Annotated in this window: 17 protein-coding genes; 10 read left to right on the forward strand and 7 right to left on the reverse strand. The window is 64.1% G+C overall.

All coding sequences use genetic code 11. The features are described from left to right. Positions 1 to 39: 39 nt before the first annotated feature. Entirely contained in the window at positions 40 to 867 is an 828-nt protein-coding gene (locus tag YH3_RS21705; RefSeq protein ID WP_064444040.1) for a carbon-nitrogen hydrolase family protein, read from the reverse strand. 102 nt (positions 868 to 969) lie between these two features. On the opposite strand from YH3_RS21705, the gene YH3_RS21710 reads away from it, so the two are divergent. After that, positions 970 to 2,745 (forward strand): DEAD/DEAH box helicase, encoded by a 1,776-nt coding sequence (locus YH3_RS21710; RefSeq protein WP_003945121.1) that lies wholly within the window; start codon positions 970 to 972, stop codon positions 2,743 to 2,745. Positions 2,746 to 2,846: 101 nt separating this feature from the next. Here the strand turns inward: YH3_RS21710 and YH3_RS21715 are convergent, their stop codons facing one another. The 4 genes from YH3_RS21715 to YH3_RS21730 all read right to left on the reverse strand — a co-directional run bounded on the left by YH3_RS21715 (position 2,847) and on the right by YH3_RS21730 (position 7,486). Continuing rightward, on the reverse strand, positions 2,847 to 4,745 hold the full coding sequence (locus YH3_RS21715) for an ABC transporter ATP-binding protein (RefSeq protein ID WP_064444252.1): 1,899 nt from the start codon (positions 4,743 to 4,745) through the stop codon (positions 2,847 to 2,849). 92 nt (positions 4,746 to 4,837) lie between these two features. Then, positions 4,838 to 5,434 carry a hypothetical protein gene (locus YH3_RS21720; protein ID WP_007736169.1) on the reverse strand — a complete coding sequence of 199 codons (597 nt, stop codon included), beginning with the start codon at positions 5,432 to 5,434 and terminating at the stop codon, positions 4,838 to 4,840. A 56-nt stretch (positions 5,435 to 5,490) separates the two neighbouring features. Beyond that, the gene (locus tag YH3_RS21725) at positions 5,491 to 5,901 is read right to left on the reverse strand and encodes a YchJ family protein (RefSeq protein WP_007736170.1); all 411 of its coding nucleotides are present in this window, start codon (positions 5,899 to 5,901) and stop codon (positions 5,491 to 5,493) included. Between the two features lie 22 nt (positions 5,902 to 5,923). After that, the gene (locus YH3_RS21730) at positions 5,924 to 7,486 is read right to left on the reverse strand and encodes a long-chain-fatty-acid--CoA ligase (protein WP_064444041.1); all 1,563 of its coding nucleotides are present in this window, start codon (positions 7,484 to 7,486) and stop codon (positions 5,924 to 5,926) included. 262 nt (positions 7,487 to 7,748) lie between these two features. On the opposite strand from YH3_RS21730, the gene YH3_RS21735 reads away from it, so the two are divergent. The 5 genes from YH3_RS21735 (at position 7,749) to YH3_RS21755 (ending at position 13,998) form a co-directional block, all read left to right on the forward strand. After that, positions 7,749 to 8,522 carry an ABC transporter ATP-binding protein gene (locus tag YH3_RS21735; protein WP_003945134.1) on the forward strand — a complete coding sequence of 258 codons (774 nt, stop codon included), beginning with the start codon at positions 7,749 to 7,751 and terminating at the stop codon, positions 8,520 to 8,522. A gap of 4 nt (positions 8,523 to 8,526) precedes the next feature. Then, the gene (locus tag YH3_RS21740; RefSeq protein ID WP_019749299.1) at positions 8,527 to 11,061 is read left to right on the forward strand and encodes an ABC transporter permease; all 2,535 of its coding nucleotides are present in this window, start codon (positions 8,527 to 8,529) and stop codon (positions 11,059 to 11,061) included. Positions 11,062 to 11,129: 68 nt separating this feature from the next. Next, the gene (locus YH3_RS21745; RefSeq protein WP_007736175.1) at positions 11,130 to 11,576 is read left to right on the forward strand and encodes a hypothetical protein; all 447 of its coding nucleotides are present in this window, start codon (positions 11,130 to 11,132) and stop codon (positions 11,574 to 11,576) included. Between the two features lie 107 nt (positions 11,577 to 11,683). Next, positions 11,684 to 12,859 carry an acyl-CoA dehydrogenase family protein gene (locus tag YH3_RS21750; protein ID WP_007736177.1) on the forward strand — a complete coding sequence of 392 codons (1,176 nt, stop codon included), beginning with the start codon at positions 11,684 to 11,686 and terminating at the stop codon, positions 12,857 to 12,859. An 8-nt stretch (positions 12,860 to 12,867) separates the two neighbouring features. Then, positions 12,868 to 13,998 carry an acyl-CoA dehydrogenase family protein gene (locus YH3_RS21755; RefSeq protein ID WP_042450334.1) on the forward strand — a complete coding sequence of 377 codons (1,131 nt, stop codon included), beginning with the start codon at positions 12,868 to 12,870 and terminating at the stop codon, positions 13,996 to 13,998. Between the two features lie 58 nt (positions 13,999 to 14,056). On the opposite strand, the gene YH3_RS21760 is transcribed toward YH3_RS21755, so the two are convergent. Further along, the gene (locus YH3_RS21760; RefSeq protein ID WP_007736181.1) at positions 14,057 to 15,403 is read right to left on the reverse strand and encodes a DUF5691 domain-containing protein; all 1,347 of its coding nucleotides are present in this window, start codon (positions 15,401 to 15,403) and stop codon (positions 14,057 to 14,059) included. A gap of 104 nt (positions 15,404 to 15,507) precedes the next feature. Here YH3_RS21760 and YH3_RS21765 point away from each other — a divergent pair, with 104 nt between their 5' ends. Further along, complete coding sequence (locus YH3_RS21765; protein WP_058037442.1) at positions 15,508 to 16,719, forward strand: hypothetical protein; 1,212 nt, start codon at positions 15,508 to 15,510, stop codon at positions 16,717 to 16,719. Positions 16,720 to 16,855: 136 nt separating this feature from the next. Beyond that, positions 16,856 to 17,626: a hypothetical protein gene (locus YH3_RS21770; RefSeq protein WP_003945109.1), complete on the forward strand. Its 771-nt coding sequence runs from the start codon at positions 16,856 to 16,858 to the stop codon at positions 17,624 to 17,626. 2 nt (positions 17,627 to 17,628) lie between these two features. Here the strand turns inward: YH3_RS21770 and YH3_RS21775 are convergent, their stop codons facing one another. Then, positions 17,629 to 18,576: an aldo/keto reductase gene (locus YH3_RS21775; protein ID WP_007732210.1), complete on the reverse strand. Its 948-nt coding sequence runs from the start codon at positions 18,574 to 18,576 to the stop codon at positions 17,629 to 17,631. Between the two features lie 183 nt (positions 18,577 to 18,759). Here YH3_RS21775 and YH3_RS21780 point away from each other — a divergent pair, with 183 nt between their 5' ends. Then, positions 18,760 to 19,185: a hypothetical protein gene (locus YH3_RS21780; protein WP_030536906.1), complete on the forward strand. Its 426-nt coding sequence runs from the start codon at positions 18,760 to 18,762 to the stop codon at positions 19,183 to 19,185. Beyond that, positions 19,185 to 23,138 carry an HAD-IC family P-type ATPase gene (locus tag YH3_RS21785; protein ID WP_064444042.1) on the forward strand — a complete coding sequence of 1,318 codons (3,954 nt, stop codon included), beginning with the start codon at positions 19,185 to 19,187 and terminating at the stop codon, positions 23,136 to 23,138. Before YH3_RS21780 ends, YH3_RS21785 begins: the two co-directional genes overlap by 1 nt. The last annotated feature ends 6 nt before the right edge of the window (positions 23,139 to 23,144 follow it).

Consider the following 23,144-nt stretch of genomic DNA (forward strand, 5'->3'; position numbering starts at 1 on the left):
AGCTCGAACCCCGACCAGTTCGACGCTACTCGCTGCAGGTCACCGCGACGAGACTGTGAACCTCCGCAGCGCGAGAGCGGGATTCTTCTCGCGTACCTCGGTGATGCGAGCAGCCGAAACGAGTGCGGTGGCGACCCCGACCTGCTCGCCAAGTGAACACATCACGACGCCCATCGGGTCGACGATCATGCTGGCACCCGCGCCGCCGCGCGCGCTCTGATCTGCCGCTGCGATGTACATCGTGTTCTCGATGGCCCGGGCGCGCACGAGAGTGGTCCAGTGGTCTTCCTTGAGCGGCCCCGGCACCCACTGGGCGGGCAGGAGCAAGATGTCTGCGCCGACGTCGACGATGCGCCGGGTGACTTCCGGGAAGCGCAGGTCGTAGCAGGTCTGGAGGCCGAAGGTCAGGCCGTCGCACCCGAAAGTCTGCGGTTCGGTGATCTCGCCCGCGCGGATCACGGCCGACTCCTGGTAACCGAAAGCGTCGTAAAGATGCAGTTTCCGGTAGGTCGCCACCAGTTCGCCGTTCGGGTCCATCGCGACGAGGGTGTTGGAGATTCTGCTCACGTCGTCGATCCGCTCGTTCATTCCTGCCACGAGGAAGATTCCGAACTCCGCGGCGACCGACGCCAGCGCCGAACCGAATTCGCCGTCCAGGTCCTCCGCGGACTCGATCAAACGCTCATCCGTCTTCGGTGCGGTGAACATCGAGTATTCCGGCGCCACGACAACTTTCGCGCCGCGTGCTGCTGCATCGGAAGCCAGTGATCGCAGTGATTCGAGGTTGGCTTTCTTGTCCGTCCCCGGGGCGAATTGGGCAATCGCGACAACGGTCTGGGAGGGGGTGGCTGCGGTGGCTTCGGTCATGCTTCCTACGCTAGGCGAAACCCGCTGGGAGGGTGGATCTGTCGTAAAAGCACCCCCGGTATGTCGTCGTGTCTATACTCTATCCGCTAAACTGCTGGTCAAATGAGTGATATTGAGCGTGACCCCGAACCCCCAACATTTGCCGACCTCGACATCGATGATCGGGTACTGAAGGCACTGTCAGACGTGGGCTACGAGTCGCCCTCGCCCATTCAGGCTGCCACCATTCCGCCGCTGCTCGAAGGCAAGGACGTCGTCGGTCTCGCACAGACCGGTACCGGCAAGACCGCAGCCTTCGCAGTTCCAGTCCTGTCGCGGATCGACACGTCGATCAAGCAGACCCAGGCGCTGGTGCTTGCTCCCACGCGTGAGCTGGCGCTTCAGGTTGCCGAGGCATTCGGCAAGTACTCCGCGCACATCCCCGGACTCAACGTGCTGCCGATCTACGGTGGCCAGAGCTACGGCGTCCAGCTGTCGGGCCTGCGCCGCGGCGCACACGTCGTCGTCGGTACCCCGGGTCGTGTCATCGACCATCTCGAAAAGGGCACCCTGGATCTGACCAATCTCAAGTACCTCGTTCTCGACGAGGCCGACGAGATGCTCAAGATGGGGTTCCAGGAGGACGTCGAGCGCATCCTCCGCGACACCCCCGGCGACAAGCAGGTCGCCCTGTTCTCCGCAACGATGCCCGGCTCGATTCGCCGGATCTCGAAGCAGTACCTGAACAATCCGGTCGAGATCACCGTCAAGTCCAAGACGTCGACCGCCTCGAACATCACGCAGCGCTACATTCAGGTTGCTCATCAGCGCAAGCTCGATGCACTGACCCGAGTCCTCGAGGTCGAGGCATTCGAGGCGATGATCATCTTCGTCCGTACCAAGCAGGCCACCGAAGACCTGGCGGAGAAGCTGCGGGCCCGCGGGCACTCGGCTGCCGCGATCAACGGTGACATCGTCCAGGCACAGCGTGAGCGGACCATCGGTCAGCTCAAGAACGGCGCCCTCGACATCCTCGTCGCGACCGACGTTGCCGCTCGAGGCCTCGACGTGGATCGAATCTCCCACGTCGTCAACTACGACATCCCGCATGACACGGAGTCGTACGTCCACCGCATCGGTCGTACCGGCCGCGCCGGTCGTCAGGGTGACGCGTTGCTGTTCGTCGCCCCGCGTGAGCGTCATCTGCTCAAGTCCATCGAGAAGGCGACCCGTCAGCCGCTTGCGGAGATGCAGCTTCCCAGTGTCGACGACGTCAACGCCCAGCGCGTGGCCAAGTTCGGTGACTCCATCACCGAGAGCCTGGCCTCGGAGAATCTCGCGATGTTCCGCAAGATGATCGAGGACTACGACCAGGAACACGACGTTCCGCTCATCGACATCGCTGCCGCTCTGGCGTTGCAGTCGCGCGACGGCGAAGCATTCTTGCTTTCTCCCGAGCCGCCGGCACCGCCGCGTCGTGAGCGCGAGCCTCGTGAACCACGTCCTCCCCGTCGTTTCGACGATGGCCCGGCCCCGCGCTCGCGTGGGCCCGAGGGCCAGGAGCTGGCCGCGTACCGCATTGCAGTCGGCAAGCGTCACCGCGTCGTTCCGGGTGCCATCGTCGGTGCCATCGCCAACGAGGGTGGGCTTCGTCGAAGCGACTTCGGGCACATCAGCATTCGCCCGGATCACAGCATCGTCGAGTTGCCGGCAGACCTCTCCAACGAGACTCTCGAAGCTTTGCGTCGCACACGCATCTCCGGCGTCCTGATCCAGCTGCAGCCTGATTTCGGGCCGCCGCAGGGACGTCCGAGTGGCCGTGGCGACCGTGGTGGCCGGGACGATCGTGGTGGACGTGACGACCGCCGCGGTGGCGGACGCGATCGCTACAACGACTGACCTACAGCTTCAACGACTGTCATGAAGACTGAAACAGGCGCTGCCCTCCGCGAGGAGGACAGCGCCTGTTTTCTGTGTGGGGGGCAAGGCGCTGCGCGGTATCAGATCGGCGTCGGTGCGAGGGCGCCGTTCTTCCGGGCGTTGGTGTCGAACTGCGTGCGGTACAACTCGGCGTAGCGGCCGCCGCGCGCGAGCAGTTCCTCATGGTTGCCGCGCTCGACGATCTGGCCTGCCTCGACGACAAGGATCAGGTCCGCGGAACGGATCGTCGACAATCGGTGAGCGATCACCACCGCAGTCCGCCCGGCGAGTGCTTCGCCGAGTGCTTCCTGAACCGCAGCTTCCGACGTCGAGTCGAGATGCGCGGTGGCCTCGTCCAAGATGACGACGCGAGGCTGGGCCAGGAGCAGGCGTGCGATGGTCAGGCGTTGACGCTCGCCGCCCGAGAGGCGGTAACCGCGTTCACCCACCACGGTCTCCAGTCCGTCGGGCAGCGACGCAACCAGGTCGGTGAGCCGTGCGCGCTCCAGAACCTCACGCAGATCCTCTTCGGTGGCATCCGGTCGCGCAAGGAGCAGGTTGGATCGAAGGCTCTCGTGGAACAGGTGCCCGTCCTGCGTGACCATGCCGACGGTCTCCCGGATGGAATCGGTACTGAGGTCTCGGACGTCGACGCCGCCCAACTCGACCGAACCGGAGTCGATGTCGTAGAGGCGCGGAATCATCTGCGCCACGGTCGACTTTCCGGCGCCGGACGTGCCGACCAAGGCGACCATCTGTCCTGCTTCGGTGCGGAACGACAGGTCGTGCAACACGTCCTCGCCGCCGCGGGTGTCGAGGATCGCGACTTCCTCCAGGGACGCGAGAGACACCTTGTCCGCGGATGGGTATGCAAAAGTGACGTTCTTGAACTCGACGGACACCGGTCCCTGCGGCACCGTGCGTGCATCGGGCTTCTCGGTGATGAGCGGCGCCAGATCGAGAATCTCGAATACCCGCTCGAAGCTGACCAGGGCGCTCATGACGTCCACCCGGGCGCTGGCCAGTGCGGTCAACGGCGAGTACAGCCGCGTCAACAACAATGCCATCGCCACGACGGCGCCTGCGTCCAACTGTCCGCGCAGCGCGTAGAAACCGCCGAGTCCGTAGACGAGGGCAAGAGCAAGGGCCGAGACCAGCGTCAGCGCTGTGACGAAGACGGACTGCAGCATTGCGGTCCGGACTCCGATGTTGCGCACACGCCTGGCGCGAACCGCGAACTCCGCAGATTCTTGCGACGGGCGGCCGAACAGCTTGACCAGAGTCGCGCCGGGAGCGGAGAACCGCTCCGTCATCTGGGTGCTCATGAGCGAATTATGGTTGGCTGCTTCACGATTGAGTGCTGCAAGTTTTGCGCCCATGCGCCGTGCGGGGATGACGAAGATCGGGAGAAGTAGCAGCGCGAGGACGGTGATCTGCCAGGAGATCCCGAGCATGACGATCAGCGTGATCACCAGGGTGACCAGATTGCTGACCACTCCGGACAAGGTGTCGCTGAAGGCGCGCTGAGCGCCGATGACGTCGTTGTTGAGACGGCTGACCAGTGCTCCGGTTCGAGTTCTGGTGAAGAACGCGATGGGCATCTTCTGGACGTGATCGAAGACGGTGGTGCGCAGATGCAGGATCAGGTCTTCGCCGATGCTGGCCGAGAGCCACCGGGTCAACAGTCCCAGAGCGGCTTCGAGAAGTGCTACCAGTGCGATCAGGGCGGCAAGTTTGACGACCACGTCGACGGCGTCGCCGCCGACTATCGCGTTGACCACGCGCCCGGCCAGGACAGGTGTTGCCACGGCAAGCGCAGCAGTGACGACACTCAGTACGAGGTACCAGCTGAGGTTGCGTTTCTGTGGAACTGCGAACGTCGCGATCCGCTTCAGTGTCGCCTTCGAGAACGGGCGCCGATCTTCTTGCGCGTGCATCGCGTTGTACATCGCGTTCCACGCGGTGACTTCCATACTCATGACTTCGCCCCTCCGGTCGCCGGCCACGAAGATTACGTGGCCGGTACGACACGAAGGTAGAACCTCAACCAAACTTCAGGTCAAGTGCGGCCTCAGCGGGCCACGTCGACCACCACGCGAGGAGGGTCGCTGAGCGTCGTGACCGTGAACGGCTGCTTCTCGGTCACGCCGATGAACGACTGCGTGACTCCCTCGAAGACGTTGGACCCGTTGACCTCGGTCACGACTCCGCCGACGCCGGGGACCGGGTTGGGGCCGGAGTACTGCTCGACTCCGCTGTCGAAGGGATATGCGGAACCGTCGATCAGGACCTGGATCACTGCGGCACCCTTGATGTCCACGGGCTTACCGCTGCCTTCCTGCGTCGCCGCGTCGACGTACTTGACGCGCCAACCGGGTGTGCCGGTTCCGCCCATTTCGTAGACGACACGATCGAATCCGTCGTGCTCGCCCACTCGGATGTCGACGACGGTGAGCTTGGATTCGGTGCCCGCAGCCGACGTCTTGTCGGAGCTGTCCGTCGGGACTGGTTCTGTGGTCGACGCTGCTGCACTCGAGGTCGAGGTCGAGGTGACGGCCGAGGTGGCTGCCGTGGGAGTGGTCTCCGCGTCCTGCGAACAGGCAGTCAGGCTCACGCCCACTGCGATGGCAGCGACAGCGGCAAATGATCTCGTCCGGTTCGTTGTCATGACTCGATCGTAGGGCTCGCGTTATCGGGATCCGCGGCGGCGGTGCCCGGAGTTACCTAACCGATATCGCCGTCGACATAGAGCCACTTACCCTCTGTTCGCGCAAATCGACTGCGTTCGTGGAGCATTCCCCGCTCGCGTCCGAATGTGTAGTGAGCGCGAAATTCCACGACGCCGTCGGAATCGAACAGCCCGCCCCGTTCGGTGTCCAGGATCTCCAACCGGAGCCATTTCTGGTCGGGGTCGAGATCGAGTTGGGCTGGACGATGGTCGGGATGCCAAGTCTGCGTGAGATATTCGTCGTCCATCACAGCGAAAGCCGTGTAACGCGAACGCATCAGGGTTTCGGCGGTCGGTGCGTGCGCTACTCCGCTGATGTACTTGCCGCAGCATTCGGCCAACGCGTTGCCGCTGCCGCACGGGCACGGATCGGTCGGATTGGGTGTGGTGGGGCGGCGCGAAGTCACCGCCCCATTACAGCACGCGAACTCAGACCAGTTTGTGTTCGCGGTTCTCCCAGTACGGTTTGCGGAGGTCGCGTTTGAGGATCTTTCCGGTGGGATTGCGGGGAAGAATCTCGACGACGTCGATACTGGTCGGGCACTTGAACTTTGCGAGGCGTTCCTGTGTATAGGTGATCAGTTCGGCTTCGTCGATCTGCGCTTCGGCAGTGAGAACCACGACAGCCTTGACGGTTTCACCCCAACGGTCGTCGGGAACGCCGATGACCGCGACCTCGGCGATTGCCGGATGCTCCACCAGTACTCGTTCGATCTCGGGGGAGTAGACGTTCTCGCCGCCGGTGATGATCATGTCCTTGAGGCGGTCCTCGATGAAGACGAAGCCGTCGGAGTCGGCGCGGCCCATGTCGCCGCTACGTAGCCACCCGTCTGCGGTAATCGTTTCGGCCGTCGCCTCGGGCTTACCCAGGTATCCGGGTGTGCACTGTTCGGATCGCCACCACAGTTCACCGGTCGTTCCGGTGGGCACGTCCTCGAGCGTGACGGGGTCCACCACGCGCATCTCGACGCCGGGGATCGCCGTACCTGCCGATGCCATGCGCTCGACCTGCGACTCGTCGCGGTGAACGTCCGGCATCAACGCGGTAATGACGCCTGCCATTTCGGTCATGCCGTAGACCTGCACGAATTCGGTGTCCGGCCACGCTGCGAGTGCCGCGCGCAACAGTGGGAGCGGCATGGGGGCGGCGCCGTAGGTGATGCGTTTGAATGCTTTGAAGGCGGCGACCGCCTGCTCGCCTGCGGCCAGGACTCCGGCAATGACCGGTGGGACGAGAAAGGCGATGTTGGCTCCGGCGGCGAGGCCGGCGAAGATCGACGGTCCGTCGGCTTCTCTCGTGAAGTAACAGCGGCCACCGGTGTGAATTGCCATGATGGCGTAGCACGTTCCGCCGACGTGGAACATCGGCATCGCGATCAAGAATCGGTGATCCTCGTGGGCCGGCAGGATTTCGAGGACATTGTTGCTGTGCGCGAACAGGTTTCGATGCGTGAGCTGGACACCCTTGGGGCGACCGGTCGTCCCGGAACTGTAGAGAACCAGAGCGGTGGCATCGGGGCTCACCTCGGGGCGGGCGTGCAGCGGTGTGACCTCGTCGATCCACGGCTCGAATTCGTCGTGTTCACCGCCGACGGCGAAGATCGATTCGACGGCCGTCAAGCGGTCTCGCATCGCGACGACCTGGGGGAGTAGTTCGCTGCCGACGAACAGAATGCGAGCGCCACAGTCCGCGAGGACGTAATCCAGCTCTTCGCTCGAAAGTCGCCAGTTGGGAACGACATTCGCGGCGCCGAGTAGTGAGGCGGCGTAGGTGACTTCGAGACAGGACAGATGATTCTTGTCGACGAACGCGACAGTGTCGCCGGCACCGATGCCTGATTCGGCGAGGGCGGCGGCGATACACAAGATGCGGTCCCGCCACTGAGCCCACGTGAATTCGGTCCCTTGGAAGGTCATCGCTGCTTGATCAGGCTTGACCGTCGCCCAGTGCTCTAGCCGATCGAAAATGATTCCAGCGGTGGCGTCGGACATTCGGCCGCCTCTCTCGTGTGATTGGTGTCACAAGGTTAATGTGCGCCCGGTCTTCGTATCGCTGTTTCCAGTCAATGCGCACAAGCAGGAGGGGTCGCATTCCCCCCACCCTGACCGGCTCGGCCGCAGATATCAGGGTGGTCCCCGATGGCGGGCGCGCCCGCCACCCGACAGGATGGAACCAACCATTGCGGGCGTCCGTGTTTTCACGGGCGCCCGTCACGCCCGCAAAGTAGCACCGAAGTGAACAGGAAAGGCGATCATGAGTTCGCACGCCCAGGATGTCGCGGCCCGCGCAGTCGGCCTGTCCAAGACCTACGGCACCGGAGATACCCAGGTGCACGCCCTCAGTTCGGTGTCCGCAGATTTCGCCCGCGGTGAGTTCACGGCGATCATGGGGCCGTCCGGTTCCGGTAAGTCGACGCTGATGCATTGCCTCGCCGGTCTGGATTCCGCCAGTTCGGGTTCTGTTCTCATCGGTGACACGGAACTCACGACGCTTTCCGACAAACAGATGACCCAATTACGACGCGATCGCATCGGTTTCGTTTTCCAGGCGTTCAACCTGGTGCCGACGCTGACGGCGCTCGAGAACATCACGTTGCCGCTCGACATCGCGGGACGCAAGGCGGACCCGACCTGGCTGAACAGCGTCCTGACCAAGCTGGGTCTCGGGGATCGCCTCGATCATCGGCCGGGAGAGCTCTCGGGTGGTCAGCAGCAGCGTGTGGCGTGTGCGCGTGCGCTGGCGGGTCAGCCGGAGATCATCTTCGGCGACGAGCCGACCGGAAACCTCGATTCGAAGTCCTCCGGTGAGGTGCTCTCGATCCTGCGGGCGGCCGTCGACGAGTTCAACCAGACCGTGGTGATCGTGACGCACGATCCGCGGGCAGCGGCGTATGCCGACCGGGTGGTGTTCCTCGCGGACGGCAAGATCGTCGACGAATTGCGCGAGCCTACGGCGGATTCGGTCCTCGACCGGATGAAGCGTCTGGACGCTCCGCAGGCGGTCGTGAACGTGGAAGCCGGGGCTTGAGCACATGGCTTCGGTAAGCAACTCGCCGATGCGCAAGGTTTCCCTGCGCAACTTGGCGGCACACAAGGTGCGACTTGCGCTGACGGTTCTCTCCGTGGTGCTTGGCACGGCTTTTGTCGCGGGGTCGTTCGTTTTCACCGACACCCTCCAGAAGACTTTCGATTCGATCTTCGAGAACACCGCCCAGGGCGTCGACGTCCGGGTATCGATGGAAGAGCGCAACACCAGTGGCGTTCCGGTCGAGGATGTCGACAAACTTGCCGCAGTCGACGGCGTCCGAGCGGTAGCCCCGGCCGTCAGTGGACAGATCGTCCTGATCAACGCAGACGGCGGCGCTGTTCAGACCGGCGGCGCGCCGAGTATCGGTCAGTCCTACCTACCGCCGGGCCAGGCGATTGCCGAACCCGACACCTTCGTCGAGGGCGCGCCTCCAACGCAGACCGGTCAGGTCGCGCTGAACACCAGCGCCGCCGAGCGAGCCGGACTGAAGGTGGGGGACTCCGCCAAGGTTCTGGCACCGGCCCGCGGAATCGTGGACGTGACGTTGTCCGGCATCTACGAGGGGGCGGGCAGTGACACCGGCGGGTTCATCGGCGCGCTCTTCACCGACGAGCAGGCCCGTGGACTCTTCACCGACGGCCAACACGTCGAGTACATCGACGTCGCGGGCGACGGGGTGTCGCAGACGGAACTGCAGCAACGCGTCGAGCAGGTTTTCCCCGATCTCAAGGTGCAGACCGGCGACCAGGTTCGTGAGGAGACCAAGGCCGAGGTCGACTCGGCGCTGAGCTTCATCAACTACTTCCTGTTGGCGTTCGGCGCGATTGCTCTGCTCGTCGGAACGTTCATCATCTACAACACCTTCTCGATGATCGTGGCGCAGCGTCTTCGTGAGCTGGCGCTGCTGCGTGCGATCGGTGCGAGCCGAGCGCAGGTCGGCCGTTCGGTGGTCACCGAGGCGCTCGTGGTCGGACTCATCGGCAGCATCATCGGTCTGCTCGGCGGTATCGGTCTCGCCTACGGATTGCGCAGTCTGCTCAACACATTCGACGTCGGTCTGCCGGAAGGCCCGCTCCAGGTGGGCGCCCGCACGATCATCGTCGCGTTGGTGGTCGGCGTCGTCGTCACGACGCTCAGCGCTTACGCCCCGGCTCGTCGTGCGTCGAAGATCCCGCCGGTGGCGGCCATGCGTGAGGAGTTCGCCTCCACCGGCGACTCACTGCGAGTGCGGACGTTGATCGGTGCGATTCTCGGCGTGATCGGTGTGGCACTGCTCGTGTTCGGCTCTCGCGGTACCGGCGGCGGCGCGGCGCTGATCGTCGGCCTCGGTGCGTTCTCGTTGATCATCGCGGTGCTTCTCGGGGCTCCCGCGCTGTCGCGGCCGATCGTCGGCGCGCTCGGTGCCGTGTTCGCCAAGCCGTTCGGTGCCATCGGGCGATTGGCTCGTACCAATGCGGTGCGCAATCCCCGTCGCACGGCCGCAACGGCATTCGCGTTGACTCTCGGTCTGATGCTGGTGACGGTCATCGGAGTGTTCGGTTCCTCGGCCAAGGCGAGCATCAATGCTCTTGTCGACGTGGGTGTTTCGGCCGACTACATCCTGACCGGTCCCAACGCGATCGGCGTGCCGCGAGGTGCGGCCGACGCGGTCCGACAGGTGCCCGACGTGCAGAGCGCGACGTCGTTGCACGGAGTGCGTGCGAAGGTCGACGGTGAGGACGAGCAGGGCGCTTCGTTCGACGGCCCGATCGAAGGCGTGCTCGAGTACAAGATCCTCGAGGGCACGGTCGATCTGACCGGCAACAACATGCTCGTCTCGAAGTCGACTGCGGATGACAAGGGCTGGACTGTCGGCTCGACCCAGACGTTGACCGGTCCTGGCGGCGTCGAGTACCAGACCGTTGTCGCGGGAGTGTTCGAGGACAACCAGCTGATCGGCTCGTGGATCGTCTCGGACGAGGCGTACAGGAAGCTGATGCCGGCCGAGAGTCTGCCGGACTTCGTGGTGCTGGTGAAGGCGAAGCCTGGCGCGGATCTGACAACGCTGCGATCCGAGCTCGAAACGGCCACGGAGAAGTACGTCGTCGTCCAGGTGCAGGATCGTGAGGAGTTCAAGGGAACTCAGGGCCAGCAGATCAACACGTTGTTGGCGATCCTCTACGGACTGCTTGCACTCGCGGTCGTGATCGCAATCCTGGGCATCATCAACACCCTGGCACTCTCGGTGGTCGAGCGGCGACGAGAAATCGGAATGCTGCGAGCTGTCGGCATGCAGCGAGGACAGATGCGACGCACGATCTACCTCGAGTCGGTCCTCATCGCGGTGTACGGCGCGGCGGTCGGAGTTGTTCTCGGCATCGCGTTCGGTTGGGCCTTCGTGAGCACTCTCGCGGATCAGGGCCTCGACAAGATCACGATCCCGTGGGGTCAGGTGGTCGGAATGCTGATCGGCTCGGGTGTGGTGGGTGTCTTGGCGGCGCTGTGGCCGGCCAACCGAGCGGCCAAGACGAAGCCGCTCGAGGCGATTGCAGACATGTAGGGCCTTCGGCCCCCGTGCGCACTTTTGGTAGCGGTAACAGCCGAAAGTGCGCACGGTACCGTTGCCACATGAGCACCCTTCAAGAAGTCGGCGAACGTGAATCCTGGCGCTGCTGGCTGTGTGACGAACCGGTCGATCCCGACATGTCCGTCAATGATCCGCGCGGCCCGAGTATCGACAGCATCAACACCGCAAAAAAGGGTGGCAAGACCAAAGGCGGCGTCGAACGCTTGGCGCACCGCGCATGCAACACCAAGAAGGGTGCGGTCAAACCTGTTGTGGAATGGCCGGATCGGCTGTTCGTCGTGGATCCCGCTCCGATCATCGGGGTCGTGGAGCAGCTCGAGCGAAAGGGTGGCCGCGTCGCCGTCGCTCGCTGCCCCGGCAAGGACGACGCCCAGGAAGCGTCGGATTGGTTGATCGATCGGTTGTCGCGTCTGGCTCCCGCGTTGAATGTCGAAACAAGTATCGACGCCGCGGGCGGGGGTTACCTGTTGGTCCTGAAAACCGTGTAGGGGGTCGGCCCTGAGTGCCGTCTTTTGCGGTACCTGTTCCGCCTCCATAGCTGTCGGGGTACGGTCGAACCGAACATGAATCCGGTTTCGAGTGCGAAGGAATCCCGATGAACCTGGCATTGACCGACGAGGAACTAGCGTTCCGCGACGAGATGCGGACGTTCTTCCGTACGCAAATCCCCGCGGACATCAGGGAGGCGTACGCCCACGGCGAGGAGTTGGGGCGCGACCGTATGGTCGAGGCGCAGCAGATCCTCAACGCTCACGGTCTGGCGGTACCGCACTGGCCGGTCGAGTGGGGCGGCAAGGACTGGACCCCGGTCCAGCACAACATCTGGCTCGACGAACTGCAGCTTGCGTCGGTTCCCGAACCTTTGGCGTTCAACGCCAACATGGTCGGTCCGGTCATCGCGGCCTTCGGCTCGCAGGAGCAGAAGGAGAAGTTCCTTCCGGCGACTGCGAACCTCGACATCTGGTGGTGCCAGGGATTCTCCGAACCCGAGGCCGGTTCCGATCTCGCTTCGCTCAAGACCCGTGCGGTCCGCGACGGCGACGACTGGGTCATCAATGGTCAGAAGACCTGGACGACGCTGGGACAGTACGCCGACTGGATCTTCTGCCTGGTGCGCACCAATCCCGATGCGCCCAAGCGTCAGGCCGGCATCTCGTTCATCCTTGTCGATCTGAAGACGCCTGGCGTCACGGTCCGCCCGATCAAGCTGATCGACGGCGGCTACGAGGTCAACGAAGTGTTCTTCGAGGACGTCCGCGTTCCGGGAGAGAACCTGGTCGGTGAAGAGAACCAGGGCTGGGGCTACGCCAAGTTCCTGCTCGGCAACGAGCGAACCGGTGTCACCCGCGTCGGTTTCTCGAAGGTTCGTCTGGCCCAGGCCAAGGCCCGCGCTGCCGAGGTCAAGGTCGGCAACGGAACACTGCTCGAAGATCCGCTCTTCGCTGCTCGCCTCGCCGAACTCGAAAACGAATTGCTTGCCCTCGAGCTCACTCAGCTCCGGGTGGTAGCCAGTTCCGCTGACGGCCAGCCGAACCCGGCGTCGTCGCTGCTAAAGCTTCGTGGCTCCGAATTGCAGCAGGCGAGCGTCGAACTGCTGATGGACGTGGCCGGCCCTGATTCACTGCCGTACGACGCGGGCAGCGACATCGCCTCCGCGAGCTGGGCGCAGCACACTGCCCCGACGTACCTGAACTACCGCAAGGTATCCATCTACAGCGGATCGAGCGAAGTGCAGCGCAGCATCATCGCCTCCTCGATCCTCGGATTGTGAGGCGTGGCATGGACTTCGAACTCAACGACGAACAAAAACTTCTCCGCGACACCACCAAGGATCTCCTCGCGCGTAGCTACGACGCCGAGAAGCGCAACGCGATCATCGACTCCGATCCCGGGTGGAGCCCGCAGGTCTGGAAGCAGTTGGCCGAGGTCGGCTTGCTCGGCCTGACATTCTCGGAGGACGACGGCGGCATGGACGCCGGCCCAGTGGAAATCGGCGCGGTCATGACCGAGATCGGTCGACGCTTGGCACCCGAGCCGCTACTCGACGCGGTCGTGACGCCGGGCGGGCTCATCTCCGAAGGGGGCAGCGCAGAGCAGCGCTCGTCGATTCTTCCCGGAGTGGCCGAGGGCACCACGTTCCTCGCGTTCGCCGACCAGGAACCCGGAATCCGTTGGCCGGCAACCGAACGGGCCACCGCGGCGGCCCAGGTCGACGGCGGCTGGACCATCACCGGTATCAAGAATCCCGTCGGCCACGGCGCGACGGCGGACATCTTGGTCGTGAGCGCTGCGCTCCCCAGCGGTGGCGTCGGACTGTTCCTCGTCAAGAGCGATGCCTCCGGTTTGGTACGCAAGTCCTACGCCACTCACGACGGGTTGCGCGGGGCGCAGATCGAGTTCACCGATACGCCGGCCGAAGCACTCGGTGAGGGCGGTGACGCTACTGCTCTGATCCAGGCCGCGCAGATCCGTGAGCAGGCCGCGCTGTGCGCCGAGGCTGTCGGAGCGATGGAAGAGGCGCTACGCCTGACCACCGAATACCTCAAGACGCGTAAGCAATTCGGGGTTCCCCTCGCAAAGTTCCAGACACTGACACACCGCGCCGCCGACCTGTACGTCTCGCTCGAGTTGGCACGCAGCATGAGTCTGTACGCAACGATGTCCCTTGCCGACGGCGTCGTCGATCCAGTGATCGCTTCGCGGGTGAAGTTGCAAATCGGGCGTTCGGCTCGGCTCATCGGCCAGGAGGCGATCCAGATGCATGGTGGTATCGGTATGACCGCCGAGTACCCGGTGGGGCACTACGTGAGCCGTCTCGTCGCCATCGAGCACACCCTCGGCAGCACCGAAGATCACCTTCGGGTGTTGGCCGCCGGTGTGGCTGATCACGAGATGGTCAGCGTGGTCTGATCTTTCACGAACGACGAAGGGGCCGCATTCCGTTCCAAGGATGCGGCCCCTTCGTCGTTCAGCGGTGATTGCGCAGGACGTCCAAGCGGAGTCGGCGCTGCTCGATGTTGACGGCGCTGTCGGTGAACGCTTGTTGCCACCCGGGGTCGCTCGTTCGTGCCGCCGCGTCCTGCAGAAGCGGTACGGCGTCGAAAGGGAAGCGCGCCTGCACGCTTCGCAGGGTGGAAAAGTGACTGTGACGCGAGTGGATGCCCAAGTCCTCACCCGTCGCAGCATGCTCCATCGCTTCGTTCTCCAAGGCATTCAACAACTTTTCGGCGACGGCCAGGGGCCATGGGCGGTCGATGCCGTCGAGTAGTGCGCTGCCGTCGACGCCCAGAAGGTACTCGTCCGCGTGGCCGGCAACGATGTACTCGACGCGCTCGCGTGGGTCCGCGATGGCGACGATTCTCCGGTCGGTCGTGCGCCCGTCCCGCTCCAGAAATGCCGACGCCCACGCGGTGTTCTTCTGGAGAACGGTTGCGGCAATCCATGATTCGATCATCACCGCGCGCCATTGCTTCTCGATGGGGATGGTGAGGGCCTCGCGTGGCGAACCGGCCATAGATTCCCACAGCGTCAGCGGAGTGGCGGTCACGACTTGCCGTAACCACCAGCGCCGGATGCCCTTGTTCTTGTAGTGGACGTCTTCGATGCCGTCACGAAATGCGAGGTCGTCGAGCGAGCCGGGCAATCGGACGGCAAGGCGCGGCCGCAAGGGCTTCGTCTCGAGCCGCACCCAGGACCGAGCCCGAGTGACCATTCGAGAGGCAAACGGAGATCGGGGGAGTTGCCGTAGTAGTTGAATTGCACGCTCACGGACCCGCACGGCTGGATCGTCGAGTGCACGCTCGAGGAGCGCGTAGTCGTGTTCACCCAGCCCGACGTCGAGATGGTCGAGGAAGTGCAGCCGGCTTGCCGTGGCCTCGTCGTCCCAAGCGATCTCGAGCTCTTCGCTCGCCAGTTCCGGGTCGACCGTACGTATGTAATCGAACCAGGCCGTACGGTCGTCCCGATCGGGCGAAAGCCACAGCTCGTCCCGGCGTGATCCGATTCGTCGTAGCTGGGCCCAATCCGGGTTCTGCTCCGCCAGGTACTGCCCGCGTCGACCGGCGAGGCGAAGTAGCGCCTCGCGGTGCTCGGGATACTTCAGCGCGGCTTCCATGAAGAGCGGGACACTGGCCGCGGGCGCGAGGAATCCGCGTTGGTCGGCCATCGCGAACCATTCCGCGAGAGTCCAGGAACGAACCTGCAACAAGGACTGAAGTTGTTCGATCGCGAGGTCGGGAAGCAGCGGTTGAACTGCTGGATCAGTCTTCGATGCGCGCGAGTGACCTGCGTGCGCGTCTGATCGCAGGGAGGTCACCCGCCTACGGTATGGCAGGGGTGCGTCGAGCTGGGTCGCAGGGGTCGGGCGCGTGTCGGCAGATTCTGGAACAGTGGTAACCGGCGACCACAAGGAGGCGTGAGATGGCAGACGGAACTGATGACGTCTTTGTCGTGGCGTCGGTGACCGAACGGCGAACGCTCATCTCCACCCGAGTGAGGGAGTGGTGTGCGGCGGGGACAGTCGAGTCGAACCGGCCGGAGTTGTCCGATGATGTCGCGCTGCTGATCGCCGGCGGCTATGCGGACGAGTCGACGCGGTCGATCCTGGCGAACCGGCGCAGTGTCGGACGTTCGTTCCCGGAGATCGGCGGCTTCTCGGAGTTGCGGTATCTCACCGACGAGCTGGCCCGCACCAGACGTCGACTGCTCGCGACTCGCATCGGCCCTGTTCAGGTTGTCCTCGAACGACGGGTGCAGGCGCTCGAGAAGCGCGTTCAGTCGATGCGGTCGGCGATCGTGCATTCCAATCGTCACTTCGCGAGCAGCGTCCGTGCCATCCGCAAGGACCGGCGCGACGGCCTGCATCTCGACGTCGAGCAACGCGAGGCTCTCTTTGCCGGGCTCACCCGTACACCGGTTCCAGCCAAGCTGCCGGTGGGGCTCGGTGTCGTGGCCAGCAGTGGAAACGCAGCACTCGACAAACTCGCCGCCCAGTTCGGGAAGGTCCAGGGAACCGGTGTCATCGCCGATGCCGGAAGGCGCATCGCGGAAGTCCTCGACGGACTGGTCGATTCAGAACCCGAGGGACGCGCCGGTGAGTACGACGCCTTGCTTTACCTCGCCGGGAATCTGTTCGACCGGATCGAAAGCTCCAGCGCGTGGCATTCCGACCACTTCGTCATTCAACGCAACCAACTCGACCTGGCCGACGAGATCACCCAGATCGCGGTCGACACCGTCGCGCTGCGTTCGATTCTTGCGGAGTTGGACGACGCGGCTGCACTGGCACGCGACGAGGGAACCCGAGCCGGAATCGCTTCGCGCAGGGAAGCGCTCGGCGCGGTCTGGGACCAGCTGGTCGAGCGCGTCGCGGCCCTCGCGCGGATCGGTGACCTGGTCGCACGGGCCGAGGATCAGTTGAGTTCGCAGCGCGCGGTTGCGCATGCAGCGAGCCTCGACAGCCGGATCGACGACCTACTTGCGCGCTCGGGATCACGTGAACTTTCGGCTGCAAACACGCACTACGTCGGGGATCAATTCGACGGTGTGGAAGAGCTGATGTTCGCTCACCGGGCGGCGCTTTACGGGGACATTGCACTGCTGACCTCTGGGAACGAGCGTCGGGCGCCGTAGTCAGGCCGTCGCCGGAGCTGTAAGGTCGGGGGTACTGACCGGCCACACGATCGAAGTAAAGGCCGGGATTTCGCTCAATGCTCGACCCCGATGCCGATCCGGTGATGCGGGCGTACCCGCTCGAGACAGGTCGATCATGGAAGACACCGCAAGCCGCGGCATCAATGCGTTCATTTCCGAAGCTACGCAGCGTGGGGGCAAGGCTGTCCGTCTCACGCACTCACGTCGTAATCCCGTCGAGGTGACGGGCGCTGACGGTGTCAGCCGAATCGTCCGCGTGCGGTCCAAGCTCGACGGTGACTGGCAGGCCAGGCGTCAGGACGAGTCGCTCGAGAGTGACGACACCCGCTCCGAGTTCTGGGTGTTCGTCGACCTGGCAGCAGATCCGCACGAGTTCTACATGTTGCCCTCCAACGAGGTCGCCGACGACATCCGCGCCGAGGTCGACCTGTGGATCATGGACAGCCCCGGACGTAATCGCACCGGCCATCACGCGATTCCGCGTGGGCGCGTCGTGCACGGTCACGATCGTTGGGATGCGCTGGGCTTGGCCGCGGTCAAGGATCCGAGCATTTACGTCGAGACCCCGGTTGCGACCAAGCGTAAGACGTCGCCAGTCGCCGCGAAGAAGCGTCGCGCCAGCGGTGTCGAGGAGATCGAAGTCGTCGACAATCGCCTCGAGATGACAGCCGATTGCCACGGATATCGCTGGGTCGGGCGCTTCGACGAAACCACCGAGGTCGTCGAGATCATGCGCGGACCGATGGAAGGCCGCCGATTCCCAGATCCGACCGCGGCCGCAAATGCCGTCACCGGTCACATCTCAGGCGACACCGAGAGCCATGACGGTTGGTCGTTCTGGACGATCAACAACACGGCCCTCGGCGCTCATCTCAAAACTGCCTGATCTCAGGCTCCGACTGCCGCCGACACCCGTTCGAGAGTGTCCAGTTCATTCGACGAGAGCACCAGATTCGGGGCGTCCAGTAGCGCCGGGAGCTGCTCGGGCCGGCTGACGCTCGCGATCGGTGCGGTGATGCCCGGTCGAGTCAGCAGCCAGGCCAGCGCGACGGTCGAGATCTCGCTGTCGTGTGCCTGCGCGATTGTCGCCAGTTCCGCGACGACGTCGAGTCCGGCGTCGCTGAAGTATCCGGCCGTCAGTCGTTCGCGGGAGCTGCCTTCGATGTCCGCGCGGGTCTTGTATTTTCCGGTCAGGAAGCCGGAAGCGAGAGCGAAGTACGGGAAGACGCTGATGTTGTTGTCGGTGGCGATCTGGGCAAGTTCGGGTTCGTACGACTTGCGGTGAACCAGGTTGTAGTGCGGTTGCAGCGCGATGGGCGCGGCGTAACCGTTCTCCTCGGTGATCCGCAGCCACTCCCGGACGCGGTCGGGGCTGTAGTTGGAGATTCCGAGATAGCGAACCTTGCCCGCGACGACCAACGCGTTGAAGGCTTCGAGCGTTTCTTCGAGCGGAGTCTGCGGGTCGTCGAAATGCGCGTAGTACAGATCGATGCAGTCCGTCTGCAGGCGCTGCAGCGACGCCTCAGCTGCGGCCGCGATGTTGTCGGCCTTCAGGCCCTTGAAATCGGGATGGCTACCCACCTTGGTGGCGACGACGATGTCGTTCTGCAGTCCCCGATCGGTGATCCATTTCCCGATGATCGTTTCGGATTCCCCACCGGAATTGCCGGGAGCCGACGCCGTGTACGAGTCGGAGGTGTCGATGAAATTTGCACCGGCTTCGGCGAACGAGTCGAGGATCTCGAAGGACGTCTTCTCGTCCGCGGTCCATCCGAAAGGGTTGCCGCCCAAGCTGAGTCGGAAGATGTCGAGATCCGAATTTCCGATGATCGCCACTGTGTGGAACTCCCGTCGATGAAGGTGGTCGCTGCATCCCGCACCGTACCCTCTCACGGCGCTGGCGATGGCGCGCCCTCGCCAGGTTCGCCGAAAAATGTATCGGATCGTGATTGCCGCCGTCGGTGTTGGGTATGGCCTCAAATACTGAATTCTTCGATGGACTGCTGATAGGAGCGTCCGATGATGATTGTGGACGAAGCCACCCGCGTCGTTCGTGGTGTGGCAGACGCAACGACGACGGTGGCCGGAGCCGTCGGCGGTGGAGTGATCGGTGGAGTGACGGGCGGGATACGCGGATCGGCGGAGGGTGTCCGAGACGGAATTCGTGCGGGTAGTTCCTCGACGCCGACGGCGGTTCTCACGATGGCGGCCGTGGGTGCGGCGGGATTGGTGGAATGGCCGGTGCTCTTGGCAGTCGGCGGCACGGCCCTGGTACTCCACGAATGGGATCGCAAGAGCGGTCGGCCGGATCGCCAGGTCAAGGCGGTTGGCCGCACGAGCAAGCCGGAACAGGTAAAGAAGGAATCGAGCGGAAACTCCCACAAGGCGGCCGGCCGGTCACAGGATCGAACTCACAGTTCTTCGCACACTCGATCCACTCACTGATGTTCTCAGCGATGGCCCGGCGTGCGGTGTCGGTGGCAACTTTGCCGCCGCGCCTGGCGTTGTCGGGACTCGCGTTGGTGGGCGGTTCGACGATTCCGCGAACCGCTGTCAGTGACGTGGCGTTGCGGACCGGCACCCTCGCGTTGGCGGGTGTGGGGATGATTCCTGCAGCAGCGGGATCGATATTCGGTGCCCCGCGAATCCCAGGTTCCGCCTATGTCTCGGCGGCCGCGTCGGCGATCAATTATCAACCCCGGGTGCGTCGGCGAATCGAACAGCGCCTTGGCCGTTCGCTCACCGACTTCGCATTGGAGTCGGCGACGTCGTTCGCGGATGTTCTGACCTATGCGCCTGCGTCATTGGGCGTGGATTTCGGGCTGCGGACGATGCTGCTGCGCGAAACTCTGGCGGCGCGAAACTCTCGGCGGGTGTGGTCATTCGAACCTGGCGGTCGCGGTGCTTCCACGAGGCCTGACCCGAGTGGTCCGGGGGAGCGTTATGCCGACAGGATCGCTGGGGTTCAGCTGGCGGCCGGGGCTGCACTGGCTACCGTGTCCGCCGGCGGTGACACCGTCGCGACGAGTATCAAGGTTTCGGCGCCGCGGCCGCTTCGGATGTCGCGCGAATCATTCGCTGCTGGTGTGTCATACGGTCTGTGTCGGACGCACCACACCGCCGTTTCGGACTCTGCGGCTCTACGCATGCTCGATCGTATTGACACCGTCCTCGTCGATCCGAGCGTCCTCTTCGACGACTCGCTCCGGGTTTCCGACATACGAGAGGTGGCCGAGTCGGATCGCGTCGCAGTGTGGGAACAAGCCAGGAAAGCTCTGAACGACGGAACTGTCGGAGTGGGAAGGCACCGCATCGGCGGCGCCGAAGTGGTCGTGCGACCCGTGCGAAAAGGTCTGGCGGAAACACTGATAGGCGAAATACGTGCGGCCGGGGTCGCAGCCGTCACGATCGACGACGACGGGCTCGGATCACTGCGAAGTGGATTCGACGAGCTCTATCCGGCGCAATCGACTGCCGAAGCCGGCCTGCGCGAGGCTCTCTCGGCGTTGGTGGCCGAGGGTCGGACAGTTGCGATCGTGTCGAGTAGGGCGATATCGGGACAGGCAGTGCTACGCATCGGGATTTCACCACCGAGTGGCGAGCACGTGAGTGCCGACATCCACACCGACTTGGCCGGGGCGTGGCGGGTTGTCCATGCGCTCCCGGCTGCTCGAACAGCGACGAGGCGCGGTGTCGAACTCTCCTCAGGTTCTTCGGCATTGGGTGCCTTGATCATGCTTCCGGGAGTTCGAGGGGCAGGGCCGGGGCCGGTCACGGCTGGTTCGGCCGCGGGACTGTGGACCGGATACACCTTGTCCCGATCTGTGATTAAAGCGCCCGTCCCTGTCGGTACTCCGAGCGATACCTGGCATGAGATGGACGGTGATGCTGTCGTTCGCGAACTATCCGAATCCATCCGACATACACCGCACCGTGCGGAAGCTCGTGTGCGAGCGCCCGCACGGTTCAGGTTGATCCGTGACGGATTGTCGGCGTTGCGAACAGAATTGGCGGATCCACTGACGCCTGTATTGGCGACCGGCTCCGCTGCCAGTGCAGTCCTCGGTTCACCGGTAGACGCCGTCCTGGTCGGCTCGGTCTTGGTCGGCAATGCCGCGATGTCCGCTGTTCAACGGCTTCATTCGGAGCGGGCGGTGCAGCGGCTCTTGCGGACTCAGGAACCGGTAGCTCGGCGAGTAACCAACGACGGCACGGTCGAGACAGCGGCCGACGCGCTCGAACTCGGTGACGTCGTGGCAATCGAGTCCGGGGACATCGTGCCCGCAGATTGTCGCCTGTTGAGCGTCGAATCGCTGGAAGTCGACGAGTCGTCGTTGACGGGAGAGTCCCTGCCCGTCGACAAGCAGACCGACCCGACCCCTGGGATGCCACTGGCCGAGCGACGGTGCATGGCCTACGCAGGGACAACAGTGCTTGCCGGATCCGGTCGTGGCGTGGTCACGGCCATCGGAGCCCGAACGGTGACCAGGCGTGCCGATGTCGGTGTGTCCCGATCCGGACCTGCTGTGGGCCTGACCAACAGACTTCGCGAACTCACGAGGGCGACTCTGCCGGCCAGTATCGGCGGTGGGGCGTTGGTGACAGTCGCGGGTCTGCTTCGTGGTACCGGTCTGCGCCGCGCCGTCACCGGAGGTGTGGCCGTGGCTGTGGCTGCCGTGCCGGAGGGGCTGCCTCTGGTTGCCACTCTGGCTCAGCAGGCCGCAGCGCGAAGGCTCACTGCAGCAGGAGTGTTGGTTCGTGCGCCACGATCGATAGAAGCGCTCGGTCGTGTCGACGTGGTCTGTTTCGACAAGACCGGAACCCTCAGCGAGAACAAGCTACGGGTGGCCGCGGTCGAACGCGTCGACGGCTGGGACGAAAGCGAGATTCTGGAAGTTGCGGCGCGCAGTGCCCTGGGAAGTCGCGACGATCGCGTGTTTCATTCGACGGATGCCGCCGTCGTCGATGCAGCCCAGCAAGCTCTGGACGATGCTTCGGTTTTCGGTGACGTCGAGGCGAACAACCTCGTTCCGTTCAGGTCGGGGCGGCCGTACTCGGCAGCTTTGCTCGGCAGGCGGATCGCACTCAAAGGTTCGCCGGAATTCGTGACCGAAGCAGGACGAGATCCGAATGCTGTGTCGGCGACGCACGTTCAAAGCATGGCCGGACGCGGTCTGCGGGTGGTTGCCGTCGCCCAGCGCGAGTTGTCGGAACACGACGCGCGACGCGCAGGCGAAGACTCGCAATTTCTCGAACAGTGTTGCTCCGAGGGGTTGGAAGCGGTCGGCCTTCTCGGACTCTCGGACACGCTGAGACCCGAAGCAACGCAACTTGTTCGAGAACTTCGAGGCGACGGACGGCAAGTGCGCGTGCTGACCGGGGATCATCCGACAACAGCGGCCGCGGTCGCCACCGAACTGGGGTTGGACGTCGCACGCGAGGATGTTGTCACCGGTCCTGACTGGGAGAACTTCTCTCGCGCCGAAAGACGGGATGCGGTCCGCGGCAGCAGCGTCTTTGCGCGCGTGACACCCGAGCAGAAGGTCGAGATCGTGCAAGCGTTGGAGACCGACGGGCGAGTGTGCGCCATGGTCGGTGACGGCGCGAACGATGCTGCGGCGATCCGAGTTTCCAGCGTGGGAATCGGGGTGGCGTCGACCGACAGTGATCCGGCGCGCGGCGCCGCAGACATCGTGCTCCTCGACGGCCGTGTCGGCGGACTGACCGACGCATTGGACGAGGGCAGTCAATTGTGGCGGCGGGTCAGATCAGCGGTAGGGGTTTTGCTCGGAGGCAACGCGGGTGAAGTCGCATTCGCGCTGATCGGTTCTGCGTTGTCCGGCGAATCACCGCTCAACGCAAGGCAGTTGCTGCTGGTCAATCTGATGACGGACGCCTTGCCCGCTGCCGCGCTTGCGGTGAGCACCCCGTCCGAGAACGGATCCGAGAAGTCCGAACAGATGGACGCTCATGCCTTGTGGCAGACGATCGCTGTCCGCGGCGGTGCCACGGCAATCGGTGCGCTGGCAGCGTGGCTTCTGGCCCGGGCGAGCGGTAGGAGGCGGCGAGCGTCGACGGTGGCGTTGGTTGCCGTGGTGGGCACCCAACTTGGGCAGACGCTGCTCGAATCACGCAGTCCGCTGGTGGTCGCAACCGTTTTGGAGCGGATTGCCGCAACTGAGGAGAACGCGAACGGTCAGTCGACGATTCGCAAGATCCCGACGCGAACGAGCACTGCGTACACCTCCCGAACCGGGGGAGTCAGCGCCCGCGACAGCGTGGAAATCAGCGACGTGGAAATCAAAGAAGCGGAAACCGGTGAATCGGACACGCTTGTGAGCGTCGCTGCTGGAAGTGACACGTCGCCGAACTCCCGGGCGACCCGAGATGAATCCTGAGGAATC

Source organism: Rhodococcus sp. YH3-3 (assembly GCF_001653035.1).
Classification (GTDB): Bacteria; Actinomycetota; Actinomycetes; order Mycobacteriales; family Mycobacteriaceae; genus Rhodococcus_F; species Rhodococcus_F qingshengii.

Coding starts and splice junctions, on each gene's coding strand:
- YH3_RS21705 (WP_064444040.1), bottom strand. CDS start 867: ATGACCGAAGCCACCGCAGCCACCCCCTCCCAGACCGTTGTCGCGATT.
- YH3_RS21710 (WP_003945121.1), top strand. CDS start 970: ATGAGTGATATTGAGCGTGACCCCGAACCCCCAACATTTGCCGACCTC.
- YH3_RS21715 (WP_064444252.1), bottom strand. CDS start 4,745: ATGAGTATGGAAGTCACCGCGTGGAACGCGATGTACAACGCGATGCAC.
- YH3_RS21720 (WP_007736169.1), bottom strand. CDS start 5,434: ATGACAACGAACCGGACGAGATCATTTGCCGCTGTCGCTGCCATCGCA.
- YH3_RS21730 (WP_064444041.1), bottom strand. CDS start 7,486: ATGTCCGACGCCACCGCTGGAATCATTTTCGATCGGCTAGAGCACTGG.
- YH3_RS21735 (WP_003945134.1), top strand. CDS start 7,749: ATGAGTTCGCACGCCCAGGATGTCGCGGCCCGCGCAGTCGGCCTGTCC.
- YH3_RS21740 (WP_019749299.1), top strand. CDS start 8,527: ATGGCTTCGGTAAGCAACTCGCCGATGCGCAAGGTTTCCCTGCGCAAC.
- YH3_RS21745 (WP_007736175.1), top strand. CDS start 11,130: ATGAGCACCCTTCAAGAAGTCGGCGAACGTGAATCCTGGCGCTGCTGG.
- YH3_RS21750 (WP_007736177.1), top strand. CDS start 11,684: ATGAACCTGGCATTGACCGACGAGGAACTAGCGTTCCGCGACGAGATG.
- YH3_RS21755 (WP_042450334.1), top strand. CDS start 12,868: ATGGACTTCGAACTCAACGACGAACAAAAACTTCTCCGCGACACCACC.
- YH3_RS21765 (WP_058037442.1), top strand. CDS start 15,508: ATGGCAGACGGAACTGATGACGTCTTTGTCGTGGCGTCGGTGACCGAA.
- YH3_RS21770 (WP_003945109.1), top strand. CDS start 16,856: ATGGAAGACACCGCAAGCCGCGGCATCAATGCGTTCATTTCCGAAGCT.
- YH3_RS21780 (WP_030536906.1), top strand. CDS start 18,760: ATGATGATTGTGGACGAAGCCACCCGCGTCGTTCGTGGTGTGGCAGAC.
- YH3_RS21785 (WP_064444042.1), top strand. CDS start 19,185: ATGTTCTCAGCGATGGCCCGGCGTGCGGTGTCGGTGGCAACTTTGCCG.